Source organism: Streptomyces sp. NBC_00464, from assembly GCF_036013915.1.
Taxonomy (GTDB): Bacteria; Actinomycetota; Actinomycetes; order Streptomycetales; family Streptomycetaceae; genus Streptomyces.
The window spans coordinates 713,625-734,385 of the sequence record NZ_CP107899.1 but is presented as its reverse complement, the minus strand read 5'-3'; the positions used below and the strand labels follow the sequence as shown (position 1 = coordinate 734,385).

Sequence of the window (20,761 nt, the reverse complement as noted above, 5' to 3'; positions counted from 1 at the left end):
CCCCGGCGATCGGCCGGGTGGGGGTCAGGACAGCTTGAACGTCGTCATCTGGTGGATGTTGTTGTCCGGGCTGAGAACGCGCCCGCCCACCTCCTCCGCCATCCGGTCGTAGCCGGTGGTGTTGAAGTTGAGCGAGATCATCTCCTCGGCTCCGTCACCGTCGAGGTCGACGGCGAGGTAGTTGCGGCCGCCCGATGCATTGCCGGCGCCGAGGGCGCTGCTGAAGGAGTCCCCGCTGGTGAGGATCGCGGGGTCCCATGCCCCCACGCCGCCCTCGACACCACCGGCCAGCAGCTTGCGCCCGCCGGGGCCGGTGATGAACTGGGTGGTGCGCAGCGGCGCGGACACCGAGCCCTTGCCGTCCTGGCCGTCGGCACCGAAGACGCGGATGGTGCCGAAGCTGGTGGCGAGCAGACCGTCGCTCGCATCTCCGGTGAAGAAGTTGCCGTGCGACCAGGGGCTGCCGGTCAGCGTCTGGTGCAGCAGTTCGCCGGTGCGTCCGTCGCGGATCTCCGCGACGACGTAGGCGGACGCGGCGGTGGTCGAGTCGAAGTTCGGCACGGCCTGGACGATCCACGTGTAGACGACGGCGTGGCCGTCGGCGTAGGGGATGTTCGGAGAGGCGAAGACGCCGTGGTCGAGCAGTGCGCCGTGGATCCTTCCGTCGACGGCCTGGGCCGGGGCCTTGGGGGCCGCGGTCCAGCGGACGTTGCCGTTCGTGCCGTCGAGCGCGACACCGTCCACCGCGGCGGTGTCGAGTCCTATCGCGCCGACGCTGGCGTACTGGGTGTAGACGCGGCCGTCGGCGGTGGTGGTGTCGGAGAAGACGACGTCACCGGAGCCGGCGGGTGCCGCGTACTGCCAGAGCTTCTTGCCGTTGCCGTTGTAGGCGCGCAGGGCGTCGGTCGGGACGAGGATCTCGTCCTTGCCCTTGCCGTTGACGTCGGCGACGGTGACGGAGCGGACGAACGTGCCGGCGCTGTTGCCGCCCTCGATGGTGGTGAGTGTCTTGCCGGTGCGTGCGTCGAGGACGACGGTGGCGGTGTCCGCGGCGACGATGATCTCGGGCTTGCTGTCACCGGTGACGTCACCGGTCTCGATGGCGTGGACCTGGCCGGTGACGGTGGCCTGCCACAGCTTCTTGGGCTTTCCGGTGAGCAGCGAGCCGCCCTCGTAGGCCCACACGCCGTGCGAGGTTCCGCCGGCGATTACGTCCTGCTTCTTGTCGCCGTCGACATCGAGCGCCTTCGCGAACGACAGCTCGCCCTGGAGCGGCGTGAGGTTCTGCTCGGCGCCCTTGGCGAGGTCGAAGGTGCGGACGTTCTGTTCCTGGTCGATGACCCGGACGTGCTTGCCGCTCTTGTCGCTGAAGACCTGCTGGAACATCGGCGACGCGGTGTTGTCCCGGTGCTGCCAGCGCACGGCGCCCTTGCCGTTGAACACCGTCAGGTCGGCCTTGCCGTCACCGCCGGCGTTGTCGGCGGTGTCCATGCCACTGTCGTTCTGAGAGGACGCGACCAGGCTGCCGTTCACTATGTCCAGGCGCCAGGTGCTGGCACCGTCCTGGGGGTTCTCGGCGTTCCGCTTGGTGGTGTGTGACCACAGAGCCGTGTCGGGAGCGGTGCCGTCGAGGACGCGGACGGTGGCAGCGCTGACATAGAGGTTGGGGTCGAAGGTGGCTTCGGCGACCGCGTACTCGGTCTTCGCGGTGCCGTTGAGGTCGCCGATGGTCATGGCGGTCGGCAGCACGTTGGAGCGGCTGTCGAGGGTGGCGCGGGCGCCGGTGCCGAGAGCGTAGGAGACGATCTCGTAGCGGACGCCGTCGGTGGAGTCGGACTGCTCCAGGGCGACGATTCGGTTGCGCGTGGTGTCCAGGTGCAGCTGGCGGCTGTAGAGGGCGCTGTCGGCCTGCCAGGTGACGGAGCCGTCGGTCACATCGAGCACGAGGGTGCGGCTGCTGCTCGGGGTGGTGGCGGTCCTTTCCAGGTCCCAGGAGACCGCGGCCTTGCCGTCGCCCGCGGACTCCAGGGCGCCCCAGGTCGCCTGGGTGTGCTGGGTGTCGTACGACCACGTGGTGGTCGGCGTCAGTGCGCCGTCGGCGTAGGAGAAGCGGGTGCCGTAGAGGGTGGCCGTCTCGCCCACGGGGGCGTTCCCGTTGTAGGCGGGTGTGTTGCCGACGAGCAGGGTGCCCTCGACGAGCTTCACGCTGGTGGCGTACGAGTACAGCTTCGACCAGAGCATCTTGCCGGTCTTGCCGTCCAGCACGGTCACGAACGTACCCGTGGGCAGGGTGGAACCGGGCGAGGTGATCGGACGGTAGGGCGAGGAGCCGACGCTCGCGGAGAAGACGAGGTCGGGGGTGCCGTCGCCGGTCAGGTCACCGGTGTCGAAGCCCTGGTCGGAGGCGGGTGTGAACGGGCTGACCGCGTTGTAGCCCATCATGATGTGCGCCGGGTACGGCTCGACCTGCCACACGCGGAGCGGCTTGGCCTGCCAGTCCGTGTAGAGCGAGGAGTTGCTGCGGGCCCAGGCGGTGGTGCCGTCGGCCTTGTGGAGCTGGACGTTGCCGAGGCTGTGGACGGTGAAGTAGCTGCCGTCGGAGCCCGCCGGAATCGTCGCACCGAGACCGCGCACCCCCTCCAGGGCGGAGGTGTTGGTGAAGGTCACCGGTGTGGAGGCGTCGGTGCCGGCCGCGTCGAGGCCGGAGACCGGAGCGTCGTCGCCGTCGTCGGTGTCACCGGTCGTGTCGTCACCGGCGTTGATGGACTTCAGGTTCTCGCCGTAGACGTCGACGCCCATGTGCGAGGCGAGCTTGTCGGCCTGCTGGCTGGTGAGCTTCATCGCGGAGCCGTCGTCGCCGGTGGCGGCGAGGGCGTGCGGGGCCGCGGTCAGGGCGAGGCCGGCGGCGACCAGGGTGGAGGCCAGGCGCAGGGCGCGGCGGGAGGTACGGGTCGTCATTACTTGGCTCCCTGCGCGATGCGGATGGCGGAACCGTTGGTCAGTACCGTCTGGTTGAAGGAGTACTGGAGGGCGTCGGTGCCGGTCTGGTTCTCGATGCCGACGGTGGCCTTGCCGCCGTTGCCGGGGACGGTCTTGTACTGGAAGGTGATCGCGCCGGTCGCTTCCTCGAAGACGGCCTCGAACGTGGCGCGGTCGGTGCCGCCGTCGGCGAACAGCATGTTGTTCCACACGATGGCGAAGGTGCGCTTGCCGGTCTTGCCGGTGGTGGCGGTCTGCACGGACGACTTCTTGTCGAGCATCAGGTCGTCCCAGAAGGGGGCGACGATGCCGTCGGGCTTCGCGGCGGAGGGCAGGGCGGTGTTGGTGTAGTCACCGACGCGCGGGGCCAGGAAGTCGATCAGGCCGTTCGTGGTGACGGCGGCGCTGTTGTAAGAGGCGCCGTAGAACTTCACCGGGAAGGGCAGCGCGACGTTCTTCGCGTCCTCGTCACCGGACAGGGCGACCTTCGTCGAACCGGCGATCCAGGAGTACGTACCCGGGGTGCAGCTGTTGCCGGAGGCGTCCGAGCGGGCCGGGAGCCGCACGTTCATCGTCTTGTCGGCGTCGACGGCGAGCTTGGTGTTGTCCACACCGTTGCACAGCACCGGGACGGCCGGCGTCGTGGTGATCGTGAACGCACCCTCGGAGACCTTGGGCAGGGTGAAGTGGCCGGCGGTGTCCGTGGTGACCGCGGGGACGGGCGTGCCCTCGACGGTGACGGTGGCCTTGGCGAGCGGCTTGCCGGTGACGTCCAGGACGGTGCCGGACACGGCGTGCTGCGTCACGGCGTCGAGGGTGATGTCCTGGGTCAGGGCCTGGCTCTCGGCGACGGCGACACCGTTGATGGTGTCGGTGGCGTAGCCGTAACCGGTGTAGGAGAAGTCGTAGGTGCCCGCGGCCAGGGTCAGCCGGTAGGTGCCGTTGTCGGCGGTGGTCACCGAACGGGTGGTGCCGTTGGCGGTGGCGCTGACCGTGACGCCGGCCAGGGCGGTGCCGGTGGCCTTGTCGGTGGCCTTGCCCGTGACGGTGGCCGCGATGTGCGGGGCCTTGTCGATCGAGGCGAGGATGTCGAGCTTGCCCTCGCCCCACACGTTGTTCATGGAGGCGGTGCCGCCGCAGTGCGTGTCATCGACATCGGAAGCGCCCTGGTTCAGCAGCGCGCGGGTCTCGTCGATCTTCCCGATCAGGGAGGGGGCCGCCGACCACAGGAGCGCGACGGCGCCTGCGACGTGCGGGGTGGCCATCGACGTACCGGACTCGACCATGTACGACGAACCCGGCCAGGTGGAACGGACGTCGACACCGGGGGCGGAGATGTTCGGCTTCATCGAGTTGTCGACGAGGGAGGGGCCGAAACCGGAGAAGTTGGCGATCTTGCCGTTCACGTCGTAGGCGCCGACACCGTAGGCGGGTGCCTGCGAGCCGGGGGCGTGGGCGGTGGAGCAGGTCGCTCCGTCACCGTCGTTGCCCGCGGCGAACGCCTCGAAGATTCCGGCGGAGTTCCACGCCTCGACGATGTCCTGGTAGAAGGTGGTGTCGCCGCCGCCCCAGGAGTTGTTGACGATGTTCGGTGCCAGTTCCGGGCGCGGGTTCTGCCCGGTGTGGTCGGTCGGGGCGAGGATCCACTGACCGGCCTTGAGGAGGTACTCGTCGGAGCACTCGTCGCTCTCGCAGCCCTTGGCAGCGATCCACTTCGCGTTCGGCGCGACGCCGACGCCGCCCTTGCCGACCATGGTGCCCATCGTGTGGGTGCCGTGGCCGTTGTTGTCGCAGGGGGTGCCGTCGGAGGCGCAGTTCCCGGTCGGGTCGTAGAAGTTGTAGTCGTGGGAGAAGGAGCCGTCGCCGTTGTTGCCCCGGTAGTTCGCCACCAGGTCGGGGTGGTTGTACTGTACACCCGAGTCGACGTTCGCGATGACGATGCCCTCGCCGCGGTCCTCGTACTGCGACCACACCTGGTCGGCCTTGATGTCCTTGACACCCCACTCGGGGGTGCCGTCATCAGAAACCGTGCTGCCCGTAGCCGCGGAGACCTTGCTCTCCGTCTCGTCGAGCTTGTAGGTCTGCTCCTTGACGATGCGGGCGACGTCCGACCGCTTCGCGAGCCGGTCGACCAGGTCCTGGTCGCCGGTGACCTGGACGGCATTGGCGATCCAGTAGTCCTGGTGGCCGACCTTCTCCTTGTCGAGGAAGGTGTTCAGCGACTTCTGGCTGCTCTTCGCGTGGGCGCGCAGTTCGCTGTACGCGGACTTCGCCTTTGCGGCGTGGGAGTTCTTCTTCTTGGCGGCGGACAGGTCCGCCTGGTCCTTGAGGACGACGAAGAACGACGCCTCGCCGCCGCCGTCGACGGCGTTCAGCAGCGCCGAGTCGACCTTGGGGGACGGCGCGGCATCGGCTGCGGCGGCCGTGGAAAGCGGTGCGGTCAGCAGAGCGGTCACCGTGAAGGCGGCCGCCGCCCAGACGGCGCGGCCACGCCACGGCGGTTGGGACAGGTGCATCGGGGGAGCTCCTCCAGGAACGGTACGGGGGAGCTCGGACACTAGACAGACGCCGTTACTCGGGCATTACAGTGCGCGGCTTGCCATTGCCGGACAACCACGGACAGGCCAACCGCCGTCAGCGGTGCCTCCGGTGTGTGCTTCTCAGCCGTGTCTCGCAGCTGTGCTTGTCAGCTGTGCTTCTCAGCTTTGTTCCGCAGCGCGCAACAGAGCCCGCGCCCAGGCGGCGCGGCTCGTCCCGGCCGGGTAGGGAAGGAGCTCGGCCAGCGACTCGGCCCGCGCCAGTTCCCCGGCCCCCTCGGCGTCCTCGCCGAGCACGGACAAGGCGGCACCGAGTGCGAGACGAGCCTCCACCTCCGCAAGATGCTCCCCGGTACGTTCCGCCCGCGACACCTCGGCCACGGCGCGCTGCCGGGCGGATTCGGCACGGCCGGAGAGAAGCTCGCCCCAGGCCGCCGGCACCGGTTCCTCGTCGCTGAAACGGTCCAGCACCCGCAGCGCCGTCTCCGGATCCCCCATGTGCAGAGCGAGTTCCGCACGTGAGGTGCGCACCGCGTGGTTCCCCCGCTGGTCCCCGAGCGTGGCGGCGACCGACTCGGCGCGGTCCAGGAGGACCTCGGCGTCGACTGCGTCGTTCATGGCCCACCGGGTGCGGGCCAGCGCCGCGAGTGCGTACGGGAGGCACCAGGCCTCGGCCTGTTCAGCGCCCGCGACCGCGGCCTCGGCGAGAGCGCGGGCCCGCTCGGGCTCCTCCAGGAGCAGCCACAGTTCCGCGAGGTTCGCCCGCTCGAAGGCGGCGGCCGCCGGTCCGCCGGACCGTTCGGCGAGGCCGAGGGCGCGCTCTCCCCTCTCGATCGCCTCGCGCAGGCGGCCGGCGCGGCGCGCGTTCTCCCGCAGCATCGACAGGACCGATCCGAGGAGCGTCGGATCGCCGTAGGCCTCGGCCGGCGCCAACGCTCTGTCGCCCGCAGCATGCGCCAGGTCGAAGTGGCCCGCCAGCCCCAGATTGCTCGCCTGCAGGACGATGGCACGGGCCTTCAGACCGTGGCTGGAATGTCCCGGCACCGCGTCCGCCGCTGTCAGGGCGCGTTCGGCGGCGGCCCACCCGTCGTCGTAATGACCTTGGGTACTGAGGATGACGGACAGCGTCAGGAAGTGACCCGCCGTCGGTTCGGGCGCGGTTTCCTCCGTTACGGGATGCTGCCGCAGGATGGCGAGGCCGGGTGCGGGGGACCCCGTTCTGACCAGCATTTCCGCCAGCAGTGCCGCTGCGAGGACGCGATTGTCGTGGTCGTGCAGCCGTTCGAACTCGGCCAGGGCCGGCCGCAGGGCGCCGACAGCCTGCTCGAAGTGGCCCATGCTGCGCAGCACCTGAGCGTGCGCGAGCCGGGCGCGGCCCGCGTCGACATCGAGCCGGGCTATCAGGTCCCGGTAGTAGCGGTCGGCCGTGTCGTTCGCGTACAGGGCCGCGGCCCGTTCCGCCGCCAGGCGCAGGTACTCGGCCGCGCGGGCGTCGTCGGCGCGCGCGAAATGCGAGGCGAGCGTGTCGACGGCGTCGGGGCGGCGGCGGCGCACCGCCTGCGCGAAGGCGCCGTGCAGGTGCCTGCGGCGGACGGCGGACAACCGTTCGTAACAGGTGAGGCGGACCAACGGGTGCCGGAAGGCGATTCCCGTCTCGTGCCGTCCGGTCACGACGACGGTCCGCTCCTCGATGAGCGCGGCGCCGATGGCCTCGTCCAGAGCGGTGATCGCCGCGGCCCCCGAGAGAGGCGGATGCAAGCCGTCGGCGGCCACGTCGAGCAGCTCCGACAACGATGTCTCGGCGCCGCCGACGGACAGCGCCTCCACCACGCGTCGGGTGTTCCCGTCGAGGCGCGCGAGCTTCTCCGCCACCAACTGCCGGACCCCGTCCGGCGCCACGTCCCCGGGGTCGTCCGCGCTCAGGTTCCGGGCGAGTTCACCGGCGAACAGCGGGTTGCCCAGAGACAGGTCCCACACCCGGTCCAACCGCCTCGCACTGTCCGGCCCGGCCCCGGGAAGAGACGCCTCGCCCATCGCGGATGCGACATCGCGCGCCACGGCCATGCACGCTTCCCGGTCGAGGCGCTGGACGGTCTCGTGCACGATCTGCGGCTGCCGCAGCAGAGCCGCAAGATCCACGACCCGAGGACCGGAGTCGGCGAGTTCCTCGGCCCGGTACGTCACCAGGACGCGCAAGGGGAATCCAGGACGGGAAGCGCGTCGTGCCAGGTGGCTCAGCAGTTGGTACGAGCCGGAATCCGCGGCATGCAGATCGTCCAGAACGAGCAACACCGGTTGCACCGTGGCGAGTTCGGTGAGAAGGCCGGCCGTGGCGCGAAACAGGCGGTCGCGTTCCTCCCCGGGACTGCGGTCACCGGGGGACCGTACCTGGCCCAGCGACGGAAGGAAGGCCGCCAGTTCCGGATACTCCGCGCCCACGCGGGCGCGTTCGGTCACGTCCCGCTCGGCCAGCCAGCCGTCGAGCGCCTCTGCGAAGACGCCGTAAGGAGTGTGTCCTTCGGCATCGTGGCCGGCGCCCCACAGCACGGCCGATCCGGAGGCGGCGGCGAGCCGTGCGGCCTCGGCCACCAGCCGGGTCTTCCCCACACCGGCCTCGCCCGTCAGTATGCGAACCGGCGCACCTTCGGTGGTGAGCAGCCGGCGCAGCAGCTCGTCCCGGCCGCGCAAGGGGGCCACGTCCGGGCTCTGCAGGGGCGCGGGCAGGGCCACCTGGGCCGGGCCCGGCCTGTGCGTGGTGGCCAGGGCGAGCCGGTGCAGACGCTCCGTCTCCGGACCGGGCGGGACACCGAGCTCGGCCGCGAGCGCCTCACGGCACAGGTGGTACTGGCCCACCGCGCGCCGTCGCAGCCCCTGGCGTATGCAGGCGTCGATCAGGATCCGGTGCGCCGCCTCCTCGGCCGGGCTGGCCCGCAGGACGTGTTCCGCCGCCGCTGTCGCCTCCTGGAACTCGCCCCTCTCCAGGTGGGCCGATGCCAGCCCCAGGTACATCTCCTCCTTCAGGGCGGTGAGCCGTGCCCGGCGCGGCTCCGTCCACGAGAGGTAACGGTCCTCCGGCAGCATCTCGCCCGTGAACAGGGCCAGAGCGTCCTTCAGCGCGGCGGGGTCGCGCGACGCCAGAGCGGACTCGGCAGCCTCTTCGGCATGGTCGGTGTCGACCCATACGGTGGCCGGGTCGAGCGAGAGCATCGCCCCGTCCGACACGAGGTACGAAGACGCGGCGCGCGGGGCGAGCTCGGGCTCCAGCGCGCGCCTCGCGGCGTGCAGCGCGACGCGGAGATTGCCGGCGGCCGCGTGCGGATCGGTGTCCGGCCAGCAGATGTCCATGATCTGCTCCCGGTGCAGCCGATGGCCCGGGGTGACAGCGAGCAGCTTGACCAGTGCCTGGGCCGTCAGCCGCGGCCACCGCCCGGTAAGTTCGGAACAATCGTCACGTGATACCCGGAATCGGCCGAAAAGGTGCAGACGCAGCAAAGGGGTGGCGCGATGGCCGGTGGTGGAGGGCGTTTGCTGCGTGTTCATGGGGGCGCCACTTTAGCCGGGCACCTTGAGCCCGCAGGGCCCGGGGCGTGCCTGGAGACCGGCCGGCGGAACGGGACCCGGCCGGGCACATGAAGGGGAGGCGGCCGAGCTCCCCAAAGCCTGGCCGCCTCCCTTCGGGTGTCAGTTCCCGATCAGCACCGGCCCGCCGGGCGGTCGCGCTTCACGAGGTTGGTGTAGCCGGTGGTGCCGTCGAGCCACAGGACGCGCTGGCCCTCGTCGGCAACGCCGAACACCTGCTCGCCGCGGTTGCAGGACATCCGCTGCGGGCCGCCCTTGCCGTCGGGGGCGACCTGGTACAGCTTCGCCATCGTGTCGTTGGCCCACCACGTGGCCGGCGGGGTGCTCGTGATGCTGACCGCGTCGTCCGAAGCCGTCAGGCTGTAGGCGTAGAGGGAGTCTGCGCCCGCCTCCGGGGTGACGGTGACCGGGTTCGAGCCGTCGAGGTTCGCACGGCGCACCGCGGCCTTGCCGGAGTCGGTGACGTCGTTGTCCTCGATCCAGAAGACACCGTCGTCGGTGATCGCGGTCTGGCCGATGCCCATGACGTCGTCGGGAGTGGGCATCGCCGTCTTGGTGCTGGTCGCGCCGTCGAAGACCTCGACGCCGACCTTGTAGTTGCCGTTCGCGTCAGGGGCCACCTTGGCGTAGGCGATCTTGCCGTCCTTGATGGAGGGCAGACCCGAGATGTTGTAGGGGCGACCGCCGTCGACCAAACCGATCTGACCGGTCTTCATGTTGACGTACCGGACGTTCGTGACCCCGAACTGCGGGTTGAAGGCGGTGTACGCGACCCAGTCGCCGTCCACGACGAGGCCGGAGACGTCGCTGCCGATGCTGTCGACCATCTTGGCGAGGCCGCCCTTGACGGGGCGGGCCATGATCTTGATGCCCTGGCTGCTGTAGTCGGCCCACACCACCGTCTTGCCGTCGGTGTTCGCGTAGACGTTGTAGTCGCCGTTGTTGGCGCTCATCAGCTGCGGCTGGCCCTTGCCTGACGTGTTGCCCAGCCACACCGAGTACGGCTCGCTGCCGTCCGCGTTGGAGTTGGAGACGGCGTACTTGCCGCCGCCCGCGCCCACGCCGGTACTGGCGATGTTGACCTTGTTCAGGAGCGTGTCGGTGTCGACGCCGAGCGCCTTCTCCCAGCCGGGAACGATGCCGTGCGCGTCGAACGACTTCTTCACGGTGTTCAGCTGGGCCTTGGTGACGCCCAGCTCCTGCGCGGCGGCGATGACCGCGGCGCGGCCCTCGGTGAAGCCGTCGAGGGGGGTCATGTACGCGGACAGGGCGCGGTAGACGATCTGGTCGGCGAGCTCGCTGCCGAGGTCCTGGCGCATGTCCCACAGGGCGCCGGAGAAGATCGTGGAGTTGAGGTGCACCCCGCCGTTGTCACCGCCGTAGGTGGCGCCGATGAAGTTCTTCGACGTGGTGGCACCGTCGTTGAGGTCACGCAGGGCGCACTCGCGCGGGCTGAGCGTGGTGCACAGGTCCTCACCGAGCAGACCGGCGTCCGGGTCGTCCATGGAGACGTTGTTCGCCTCCAGGTCGATGGCGTTGCCGAAGTAGTCGGCGAGCGCCTCGTTCATCGCGCCGGACTGGCCCGCGTAGACCAGGTTCGCGGTGTGCTCGACGACGCCGTGCGTCATCTCGTGGCCGACGACGTCCGTGTCGGCGGAGAAGGTGCGGTAGTCGCCGCCGCCCTGGCCGTACACCATCTTCTGGCCGTCCCAGAAGGCGTTGTTGTACGGCTGGCGGTTGGCGACGACGCCGACCAGGGAGTAGATGTAGCCGTCCTTGTCGTCGAGGCTGTTCCGGTCGAAGTGGTTCTTGTAGTAGTCGTAGACCTTGCCGGCCGCCCAGTGGGCGTCCACGGCGCCGGAGTTGGTGTACTCCTCGCCGAGCTCGGGGGTGGCCGGGCTGAACGGCTGGACGCCGGTGGGCCAGTTACCGGACGCGCTCGCGACCTCGCGGCCGCGGGCGTCGTAGGTCACCAGCATGGGGCCCTCGAACGGGGTGGCGGCGGCCCGCTTGCTGTAGTCGATCGTCTGGAGCAGGCCCTTGGTGTTCTTGTAGAGGCTGACGTCGACCTTCTCGCCGTTGTAGCGAGTGCCCGTGCCCTTGACGACGAGCTCGTCGCCTGCGGGGAGGGTCGCCTCGGGGGTCGCGTCCGTCGCGCCGGCGGCGGCCGTGGCGGTGTCCGTCGCGCCGAACGTCTTGATGTCGCTGTACTGCAGGACCGGGAAGCCGGAGTGCGCGTCGATGTACACCTGCTGCTTCACCGGCTGCCCGTCGACCGGGCTGATGCCGGTGACGGTGATCTGCCGGGTGAGCACGCCGGTGCCCTGCGGGAGGATCGTGACGCCCTCGGCGGTGCCGGCGAGCTTCTGCTCTGCGGGCTTCCCGCCCTTGGCGGGGGCGTGGAGCAGGCCGCCGCCCAGCTTGGTGGAGACGGCGCCGATCGCCCGCTCGATGGCGGCCTTCTCGGAGATCTTCGGGGCGACCGTGTCGAGCTTGAGCTCGGTGAAGTAGTTGCCGGAGGTGCCGGTGACGGTGCGCTTGCCGTCCTTCTTGGTCATCCGGACGAGGTACTGGCCGCCCAGGACCTGGACGCCCTTGTACTTCTGCTGGAGACGGACCGTCTCCTTGCCGCCCTTCTCGGTCGTGGTCCCGGCCGTGGCCAGGTCCTTCGCCGAGGTGTCCGCGATGTGGTAGCGGCCCTTCCTGGCCTTGAGGTGACCGCGGGCGGCGTCGGCCGCGGTGCCGGTGGCGGAGGCCTCCTCGTTCAGCCCGGTGACGAGCGACGGAGTCTCGGTCTCGGCACCCGGCGTCACCTCGGACGCGGCGGCCGTGGTGGCGGTGTCCGCGTGGGCGGCCGGTATCGCCGTCACCAACAGGCCTGCGGCGGCCAGCACTGCGGCGATGCCCTGGCCGACGATCATGCTGCCGGTCCCCTGTCCTGCTCTGGCTGATCTCTTGCGTGCTGAACTCCGCACGGTGCCCCTCCGGTGCCACTACTGCATGAACGGATATCGGATACGGACATGCAAGTACCGGAACAGGGGTGTGAACAATGTGTTCCGGGTGCGCACTTGTGGACGTCCACACTTGTGTGGCCTGCATTGACAGGTGAGAATCCGGACAGTGGGGCTGACTGGGTGGGACACGCAATGGCAGGCGCTCGGGCTCGGAGCGGACGAACTCCGGGTGTACGAAGCGCTGCTCGACGTACCCGAACACGCCTCCCGTACCGCGCTGGCCCAGTCCCTGGGGCTGGCCGTCCGCCGGGTCGCGAACGCGCTCGATCAATTGGCCGAGCACAGCTTCACCCACCCGGCCCGGGGCGCGGCCGCGCTTCCCCAAGCCGTGGCCCCGTCCACCGCGCTGCGCAATCTGATCCACCTGAGGCAGGCCGAACTTCTCCGCAAATCAGCCGAGTTGGAGGAGCTCACCGGATCCGTCGACCGCATCGCCGCCCAGCTGCTGAGCTCCGTGAACACCCCCCGCACCACCGGCATCGAGACGGTCAGAGGTGGGGCGGCGATCGCCGCGCGGGTGGCCTCGCTGCTGGTGTCGGCCAGCGAGGAGGTGGCGCTTCTGGACCGGCCGCCCTATGCGGCCAGCCAGCCGGACGGGATGCCGGCGCCCCTCGACGTGGCCGAACCGGTCCGGCGCGGGGTGCGGGTGCGCGTCGCCGTGGACCGAGAGGGGCTGAGCTTCCAGGGGCGCGCCCGCGGCCTGGGCGATCTGGCCCTGCAGGGTGTGCAGATACGGGTGGGCACGGATCTGCCCACGAAGCTGATCACGGTGGACCGGCGGGTGACCCTGTTGCCGCCGACCGACGCGGCGGACCCGACGGCCTCGGCCCTGGTGGTGAGTGACGCGCTTCTGAGCAACGCGCTGGTGCCGCTGTTCGAGGCGGTCTGGGAACGGGCTGTCCCCATCGGGTCCGTCACGCACGACCGGATCACGGACGAGGACAGGGAGCTGCTGACCATGCTCGCCTCCGGCCTGAAGGACGAGGCGATGGCCCGGCGCCTCGACATCCACGTGCACACGGTTCGCCGCCGCATCACCCGACTGATGCAGGCCCTGAACGCGGAGACCCGGTTCCAGGCGGGGGTGCGGGCGGCCCTGCGGGGCTGGCTGACCGTGTGAGGGCGGCCGGCTCGGGGGCGTAACCTCCCGGGCGCACCGATCGGCTCACCGGCTCACCGGCCGCTCGGCGCGGGAGGGTGCGGGCCCGTACGGCGAAGCGGAGGGGTCCGAACTGATTGTCAGTGGGGACGCCTAGAGTCTCTCCCACTCGTCACAGTGCGTTGTCGTTGACGGGTTTCATCAGCGTGCCGCCGGTTCGGCGGCCGTCCGTAACGACGGGGAGAACAGCGCATGGGGTGGGTTCCGGCGGGCGACTACGAAGTCGCTCTGGAAGCGGGCAAGGTGGTCTGCCGCAACGGGAAGGGGCGGCAGCTGAAGTCGGTTCCGGCCAAATTGAAGGAGGACCCGGCGGTCGTCGGGCTCCGGCAGTTGACCGAGTGGCTGGAGCGGCACGAGCACCAGTGCCTGACCGACGTCGAGCAGTGGATGGTGCGTTCGCTGCCCGTCCCCACGGCTGTGCTTGCCCGGGTCTGGCCCGACCCGGCGTGGCAGGCGGCCCTGCGGGACGTGGTGGTCACCGGCGCGGACGGCGGGGTCGCCGGGTTCCTGCGCGATGTCGACCCCGACCGCGGCCTCGGTCTCGTCGACCTCGACGGCGACACGGTCCGCATCACCCCGGACGTCGTCAGCGTGCCCCACCCCGTCCTCCTCGACGACCTCGACGATCTGCGGGAGTTCGCGGTCGAACTGGGGGTGAGCCAGAACGTCGAGCAGCTGTTCCGCGAGGTGTGGCGCCGCCCGCCGGGTCTCGCCCCGGACACCACCTCCGTGGACACCTACGCCGGCGGCGTGTTCAAGGAACTGCGCTTCCTGCACGGCCGCGTCACCCAGCTCGGGTACCGCTCGCGCGGCGGATACGCGGTCTGCCCGGTCATCGAGGACGGTGCCACGGCCGAGGCACGCATCTGGATCGGTGAGCACGACGGATACGACGAGTACGGCACCGAGACGGGCCCCCTGGGCTGGACCGACCCCGCGGGGCGCGCGCTGACGGCCGCCGAGGTCGGCCCCGTCGCGTGGTCCGAGGGCATGCGCATGGCGGCGGCGCTCTACGCCGGCCGCGACGTGGCGGACGAGGAGCAGGCGGCATGAGCACCACGACGACGAACACCAACGCGAACATGACGACGAACACCGACGTGAACACGGCGGCAGCGAGCGAGGCGATCCTCCCCGGCCAGGCCCGGGGCGAGAGCCCCTCCGCCCTCGCCGCCGAGGCCCGCGTGGCGGCCCTGCTGGACGCGGGCGCGATCCTCCCGGCCGGCGCCACCGACCGGGACGACGCCGACGCGCTGACCGCCCGCACCTACACGCACACCGCCCTCGGCGACCGCCCCGTGGTCCGGCTCGTGCCCGGAACCCTGGGTGAAGCCGAGGACCTGGCCCTGGAGTTCCTCGGGCTGGCCCGGACCGCCGAAGCCCCCGTCGTGGGGCAGGTGCGCCGCGAGACGCTGGGCTTCCCGGCCTGGGCGCTGGTCAACGACCCGGCCAACGGGCACCACGCCCTGGCCCTGGTCAAGGACATCGAACGGCTGGGCCGACAGGCCAAGACCCGCGCCGGAGCGGCCAAGGAGGGCTTCGACGCACTCGGCACCCGGCTCGGCCGGGCCGTACCCCACTTCCTCCCCACCTACTACGAGCAGGTGGCACGCCTCTTCCTCCAGGCCGAGAACACCACCTACGCCGCCTCCTTCTTCGGCAAGGCCCGCGAGGCCGAGCGGGTGCACGGTCTGGCCGTGGACGAGGACCGGCAGCGGGCCGTCTTCCTGGAGTTCGCCTTCGCCGGCGCGCTGACCGTCAAGGCGCTCCGACAGTACGTACGGGACCTGGTGGCCCGGCTCGCACCGGCGGACGCCTGGGCGCAGTTCCGCCGTCTGCTGGTCGAGCGCTGCGCGGCCGGCATGCCGCCGTACGCGGCGCTGCCACAGGACGTCCGCGCCCTGGTCAAGGCCGCCGGGCTGGACCGCGAGGCCGCCGAACGCGAGCTGGTGGCCGATCTGATCGGCTCCCCGGGAGTCGTCCGCGCCCCCGCCTCGTTCTGGACCGCCTACCACTCCGCGCTCATCGCCCTCGCCGGCCGGGACGCGGCTGTGCGGGCCCGGCTGCTCGGCTTCTTCCCGGAGACCTTCAGCGAGAACGGCCAGGACGCGGACGGCGAACGCGGCTGGCTCGCGTTGCTGGCCGAATCCGGCGCAGAGGACCTGCTGACCGCCCTCCCGGACAGCTCCGAAAACGCTCCCTCCGACTCCGCCACCCCCTACGACCCGTCCGTCTCCCCGGCGGACTGGCTCGCCCGCTGGGAGGCACACCGCCGGCGCCACCGGGGCGTCGCAGCCCGCAGCCCGCAGACCCTCGACCTGGCCGCCCGGATGGCGGACCGGCTGCGCGCGGACGGGCGCCCCGTCGAGCTGTTCCAGGGGCGCTGGCAGCGCAACGCCGACCTTGACCTGCTCGACCTCTGCCTGGCCTCCGGCGTCCCCGTGGCCGAACCGGACGACCAGGACACGGGCACCGCGCAGGCCGCCGGGGTCCCGGTCGGCCCATGGCTCATCGACACGGCACCTGGCGCGCGGGATCTCACCGCCGTCGCCGAACAGCCGGTCTTCCGCGCCCTTCTCCGCCGGGACGTCGGCGGCCTCGGCAACGGACGCGGCCAGCGGCTGAGCGACGCCGGCCTGGCGAAGCTCGCGGCACACCCGGTGCTCTCCGGAATCCTGCGGGAGTGGCTGACCGCCCGCGCCGAGGAGTACACAGCAGCCCGAGGGCTCCCCGGGCTGCAGAGGGCTCTCAACAGGCTCTCGGCGTTCCGTGTCGTGGTCGCGGACGTCGCCCCGGAAGCCGTGCGCCTCCTCAAGGAACACGACGTCGTGCCGCTGCTCGCCTCCACCCTGCGTACCGGCGTCCTCGACGAACTGGGCTGGCCCGCGCTCGACGACACCTACACCGAACTGGCCGCTGAGGCCGCCGCCGTGAGTCAGCAGCGCCACCGGTCGAAGGACGTCGGTGTCACCGGCGCCTGGCCCGCGCTCATCCTGAACACGCTCGAACGGGCCGTCGTCGTCGGCCCGGAAGGCGTTCTGCTGCGGCACACCCTGCGGCTGCCCGCCACCGTCGACCACTGGCGGCAGCTCGCCTTCCGTTACGTCGACGGCGAGTTGCTGGTCATCTGGTGGGAGGACGGCAAGCTGCGCGGCTACTGGTCGCACCGCCCCGCCGAGGTGTTCACCGTCGGCGGCGAGCAGATCCCGCGCTGGGGCGGTTCCGGCCCCTCGGACGAGGTCTGCCTGCCGCTGCCCGGCGGCGGCCGTGCCACCGGCGGCAAGGCCCTGCACGCGGGCGACACCTCCCTCCCGCCCCAGCGCGCCGTCATCTCCGACGGCACCGGGCTCTGGCGGGAAGGCCACCAGGGCACGCAGCGGGTGTGGCTGGAGTACGACCCGGCCGGCGGCACCCACGGCCGCGCATCCCTCCCCGCCTTCCTCCGCTCCGGGGTGCAGGACGGCACCCGGCTGCTCGCCGAGCACTGCCAGGTGCTGCCGCTCCAGCCCGGTCTGGAGACCACCCCGTTCGGCACGGACGGCACGGTCCTCGGCCGCTGGGTCCGCCATACGGTCACCGAGCCCGGCACAGCCGCCCCCGCCGATGGGCACCGGATCGTCGCCGGCACCCCCGACGGCCACACCGTCACCCTGCCGCACCCGCTGCCAGGCGGGTACGCCCCGGTGCCGCTCGGCGGCCTCACCCTGCCCGGCGGGTCACGGCCGCTCGCGGCCCTGCACCACCGCTCCGTCGAAGTACACCCGGCGGACACGGACGGCACCGGTGGCAGCCTGTGGTCCGTCACCCCCGACTCCTCCGGCGGGAACGACGCGGCGGGCACCCCCTACGTACCTCCCCTCACCTACTGGCACGCCCTGCGCCCGAGGGACGAGCGGGGCTCCACCGCCCTGCGGAACCTGACGGACTCCCGGGCGGAGGAACTGCTGGAGGAGGTCGCCGTCGTGGTCGCCCGACACCTGGAGGCGTTCCGGGCCGTCAAGGAGTACACCGGGCCCTCTTCGCGGGAGCTGAGCCAGGAGGTCGTCGCCCGGTTGCTGCCCGAGGTGTCCGACGCACGGCTCCTCACGGGCGTCACCGCCCTCGTCCAGGAAGCGGTGTACCGGGCTGTCGCAGCCGCCCAGTACCTGGCACCGCCCAAGCCCGTGGAGCCGGCCACGCCCCGGAACACCGCGCGCACCAAGGGCATGTTCTTCGATCAGGAGCCCGAGCACGGCGACGACATGACCCTACAGTCGGCCTCGGCCTGGAACTCCGAGCGGATGCGCGGTGGCTGGTGGGGAGCCGGGCGCCGTTGGACCGTGATCCGCCAGATCCTCGCCGTCAACCATGTCTTCGGCGGCGAGCCGGCGTTCGGTCCATCCATCCTGTCCACGGTCCCGTTCACTCCCGTGGACGGCTGGCAGCGGGACGAGTACACCGTGCCCGCTGACTCCCTGACCTGGACCGATCTCCTCGACAACCTGCCCGAACTGGCCTACCGAGCCGCCTCGGCGACCACCTCACCCGAGCACCGCACCGGTCTCCTCGTGTTCCTGGAGGCCCTTGCCGCGGGCCCGCTGGCCGACCCGGCGGGCACGGTCCGGCAGGTGGAACTCGTCGAGCCGATCTCCCGAGGGGCGACCGGATCGGGACGCCCGGAGACCGTGCACCGCCTCGGCCAGGTGCTGCGCAGGGGCGCCCGCACCATCGTCGTCCTCGCCGGCCGCGGATGGAACTCCCGTAACGACGCAGTACGTTGGCTCGTCCTGGACCACGACCCGACCGGAGCCTTCGGCCCCGTCCCCGGCTTCACCCTGGACCACGAGCACGTGCACCGGCACGGCATCGACCGCGAACGGCTCACCCGGCTCATCGCGCTGGTACGGGAACAGGGCCCGGCACCCTGGCGTCCGGAGGCCGCCGAGGCGTTCCACACGGCCACCGGCATCGGTCCCCTCCAGTCCGCCGCCCTGCTGTCGGCAGCCGTCCAGGAGTCCGGCGCGGATGCGCTCGCGCTCCTCGGGGTGAAGACACGTTCCTTCGAGGCCGCCCAGGCCAGGCTGGACGCCCTGCCCCGTGACGACCGGCACGCCCTGCTCCAGGCACTGCTGCCCGCCGACCCGGCCGAGCTGTGGTCCACGGGCCCAGATGTCCGGGCCGCCGCCGAGGTCTGGCAGAAACGCCTGGCCTCCCTCGTCCGTGTCCCCGAGGAACTCGACGTCGATCTGTCGGGCACCACTCCGGGCGCCGTCGACCTGATCCTCAACACGGGTTCCCGGGCCTGGCTCGCCCACGGCACCGTGGTCCAGGACGGCACCGGCCGCCCGGGCCTGCGCTGGGTGGGCGCACGCGGAGAGGTCGCCTCGGCGCTGACCGCCCTGCGCACCCTCGCCTACACGCTGCCGTACGGACATCCCCTGCGGGCGCACCTGCCCATAGGGCTCGCGGCCCTGCGAGACCGCCTCGCCGACCCGGACCTGGTGCTGGACCTCGGTCTGGAATGGACCGAGTCGGGGGACTCGATCGGGCCCGCGGTACGCGCCGCCCACGGGCTCCCCGAGTCCGGCGGCGCCGACGCCGACGGTCTGGTCCGGGTCGGCACGGCGCTGCTTCTGGCCCCCGGCTACGGCAACAACGAGAAGCTGCTGATCCGGCCGGCCGGCCTGGCCGGCCCCGACGACCCGGCGTTCGGCCTGGTCGAGGGCACCGTCGGCCAGCACGCCAACGCCTATGTGCTCGCCCTGCGCGCACTGCTGGACGAGGAGACCGAGGCGCTGGTCTCGGCCGGCGCACCCGACGGCTCCCCGCACCACCCGGCCCAGGACCCGGCGCGTGCGGTCCCGGACCTGGTGGCCGAGGCCGCCGACACCCTCGGCCTGAGCGAGGACGCCGCCGTCCTCTACCTCATGCTGCTCGCCCTGCCCGACCCGACGGACCGCAACTGCGTCCGCTGGACCGAATGGAAGCCGGCACGGGTCAAGAAGGCCCGGGCGGAACTCGCCGCCACCGACCTCGTCGTGGAGGCGAAGCGCTCCCGAGCCGGCCGCACCCTGTTCCTCCCCTGCGGATGGCTCGAACGCGGCGCCCCCGGACTGCCGCTGGAGACCTGGAAGGAAGGCCTGTACCCCGTGGCCGGGTCCACCCGGACCCTGCCCCACATTCCCGTGCCCGCGCTGTTCGCAGCCGCCTGGGCAAGGGTCCGAGGCGGCGACGCCCCCGGCTTCGAGGAACTGGACACCCGCGCACCCCGGAAGGGCCGCCGCCGATGACGAACGACACCACGACCACCATGGACAGCGCCACCTCGGGCGGTGTCCCGGACCAGGCGACGGCGCCCGGCAGGGAGCACCGCCAGGTCACCCCGCCCGAGGACCGGTACGCCACCGAGCTGGCCTTCCTCGCCGCCCACGACTCCGGGCCCCGCCCACCCGGCTGGCTGCTCACCCCGCGTGCCGTCGTCACCTTCGTGATGGGCAGCGCGGGCGAGGCACTGAGCCTGCCGAAGGGCGCCCGGCCCCGGGCCGGGGTGCCGCCCCGCCTGGTGATCGAGCAGAAGTTCGTCGGCGAACGAGCCCTGGTCGAACGGTGCGTGGTCACCCTGGCAGGAGAGCGCGGGCTCCTCCTCGTGGGCGAACCCGGCACCGCCAAGTCCATGCTCTCCGAGTTGCTGTCGGCGGCCGTCTGCGGGACCAGCGCACTCACCGTGCAGGGCACCGCGGGCACCACCGAGGACCAGCTCAAGTACGGCTGGAACTACGCGCTGCTGCTCGCCCAGGGCCCCACCGAGCAGGCCCTGGTGCCCTCCCCGGTGCTCGCCGCCATGACCAGGGGGGCCGTCGCCCGCGTCGAGGAGGTCACCCGCTGTCTGCCGGAGGTCCAGGATGCCCTGGTGTCACTGCTCTCCGAGCGGCGGATCGCGGTCCCCGAACTCGCGGGAGGCGAGGGCGCCCAGATGCACGCGGCCCCCGGGTTCACCCTCATCGCCACCGCCAACCTCCGGGACAAGGGCGTCTCGGAGATGTCCGCCGCGCTGAAGCGGCGCTTCAACTTCGAGACCGTGGGCCCCATCGGGGACGTGGACGCCGAGACCGCGCTCGTCCGGCGCCAGTCACGGGCGGCCGTCGAACGTGTGGGCGCTGCCTACCAGGTGGACGACGCGGTCCTCGAAGCCCTGGTCACCGCTTTCCGGGATCTGCGCGAAGGCCGCTCCGTGGAGGGCTGGGAGGTCGAGCGCCCCTCCACGGTGATGAGCACGGCGGAGGCGGTCTCCGTCGCGGGCGCCCTGGGCCTGGCCGCCGCCTACTTCCCCGGCGACCGGGACGTGCTCTCCCTCCTGCCCGGCCATCTGCTCGGCGTCGTCCGCAAGGACGACCCCGCAGACGCGGCACGGCTGCTGGGGTACTGGGACGGGCCGGTGCGCAGGCGCGCGGAGCAGGGGTCGGCCACCTGGCGTGCCCTGTGGGACCTGCGCGCGGTGCTGGAGAACTGAG

The 20,761-nt window shown here is 71.4% G+C and carries 8 protein-coding genes; 4 read left to right on the top strand and 4 right to left on the bottom strand.

Translation table 11 applies throughout. The features are described 5' to 3' along the window. Nucleotides 1-24: 24 nt before the first annotated feature. From OG912_RS03175 to OG912_RS03160, 4 genes are all read right to left on the bottom strand, one after another. Nucleotides 25-2,958: an FG-GAP-like repeat-containing protein gene (locus OG912_RS03175; protein ID WP_327708061.1), complete on the bottom strand. Its 2,934-nt coding sequence runs from the start codon at nucleotides 2,956-2,958 to the stop codon at nucleotides 25-27. Further along, nucleotides 2,958-5,495, bottom strand: a complete 2,538-nt coding sequence (locus tag OG912_RS03170) for a S8 family serine peptidase (protein WP_327708060.1) — start codon at nucleotides 5,493-5,495, stop codon at nucleotides 2,958-2,960. The genes OG912_RS03175 and OG912_RS03170 overlap by 1 nt, the downstream gene beginning before the upstream one ends. A gap of 183 nt (nucleotides 5,496-5,678) precedes the next feature. Further along, nucleotides 5,679-9,056 carry an ATP-binding protein gene (locus OG912_RS03165; RefSeq protein WP_327708059.1) on the bottom strand — a complete coding sequence of 1,126 codons (3,378 nt, stop codon included), beginning with the start codon at nucleotides 9,054-9,056 and terminating at the stop codon, nucleotides 5,679-5,681. Between the two features lie 152 nt (nucleotides 9,057-9,208). Next, nucleotides 9,209-12,016, bottom strand: coding sequence for a M4 family metallopeptidase (locus OG912_RS03160; protein ID WP_327708058.1), 2,808 nt, complete (start codon nucleotides 12,014-12,016; stop codon nucleotides 9,209-9,211). Nucleotides 12,017-12,218: 202 nt separating this feature from the next. Here OG912_RS03160 and OG912_RS03155 point away from each other — a divergent pair, with 202 nt between their 5' ends. From OG912_RS03155 to OG912_RS03140, 4 genes are all read left to right on the top strand, one after another. Then, nucleotides 12,219-13,232 carry a helix-turn-helix transcriptional regulator gene (locus tag OG912_RS03155; protein WP_327708057.1) on the top strand — a complete coding sequence of 338 codons (1,014 nt, stop codon included), beginning with the start codon at nucleotides 12,219-12,221 and terminating at the stop codon, nucleotides 13,230-13,232. A gap of 231 nt (nucleotides 13,233-13,463) precedes the next feature. Continuing rightward, nucleotides 13,464-14,324: a DUF4132 domain-containing protein gene (locus OG912_RS03150; protein WP_327708056.1), complete on the top strand. Its 861-nt coding sequence runs from the start codon at nucleotides 13,464-13,466 to the stop codon at nucleotides 14,322-14,324. Next, entirely contained in the window at nucleotides 14,321-19,540 is a 5,220-nt protein-coding gene (locus tag OG912_RS03145; protein ID WP_327708055.1) for a hypothetical protein, read from the top strand. Before OG912_RS03150 ends, OG912_RS03145 begins: the two co-directional genes overlap by 4 nt. Then, nucleotides 19,537-20,760 carry an ATP-binding protein gene (locus OG912_RS03140; RefSeq protein ID WP_327708054.1) on the top strand — a complete coding sequence of 408 codons (1,224 nt, stop codon included), beginning with the start codon at nucleotides 19,537-19,539 and terminating at the stop codon, nucleotides 20,758-20,760. The genes OG912_RS03145 and OG912_RS03140 overlap by 4 nt, the downstream gene beginning before the upstream one ends. Nucleotide 20,761 lies beyond the last annotated feature (1 nt).

Excerpts from the sequence above, each read along its gene's own strand:
- OG912_RS03145 (WP_327708055.1), top strand. The coding sequence starts at position 14,321 with ATGAGCACCACGACGACGAACACCAACGCGAACATGACGACGAACACC.
- OG912_RS03150 (WP_327708056.1), top strand. The coding sequence starts at position 13,464 with ATGGGGTGGGTTCCGGCGGGCGACTACGAAGTCGCTCTGGAAGCGGGC.
- OG912_RS03170 (WP_327708060.1), bottom strand. The coding sequence starts at position 5,495 with ATGCACCTGTCCCAACCGCCGTGGCGTGGCCGCGCCGTCTGGGCGGCG.
- OG912_RS03165 (WP_327708059.1), bottom strand. The coding sequence starts at position 9,056 with ATGAACACGCAGCAAACGCCCTCCACCACCGGCCATCGCGCCACCCCT.
- OG912_RS03160 (WP_327708058.1), bottom strand. The coding sequence starts at position 12,016 with ATGATCGTCGGCCAGGGCATCGCCGCAGTGCTGGCCGCCGCAGGCCTG.
- OG912_RS03175 (WP_327708061.1), bottom strand. The coding sequence starts at position 2,958 with ATGACGACCCGTACCTCCCGCCGCGCCCTGCGCCTGGCCTCCACCCTG.
- OG912_RS03140 (WP_327708054.1), top strand. The coding sequence starts at position 19,537 with ATGACGAACGACACCACGACCACCATGGACAGCGCCACCTCGGGCGGT.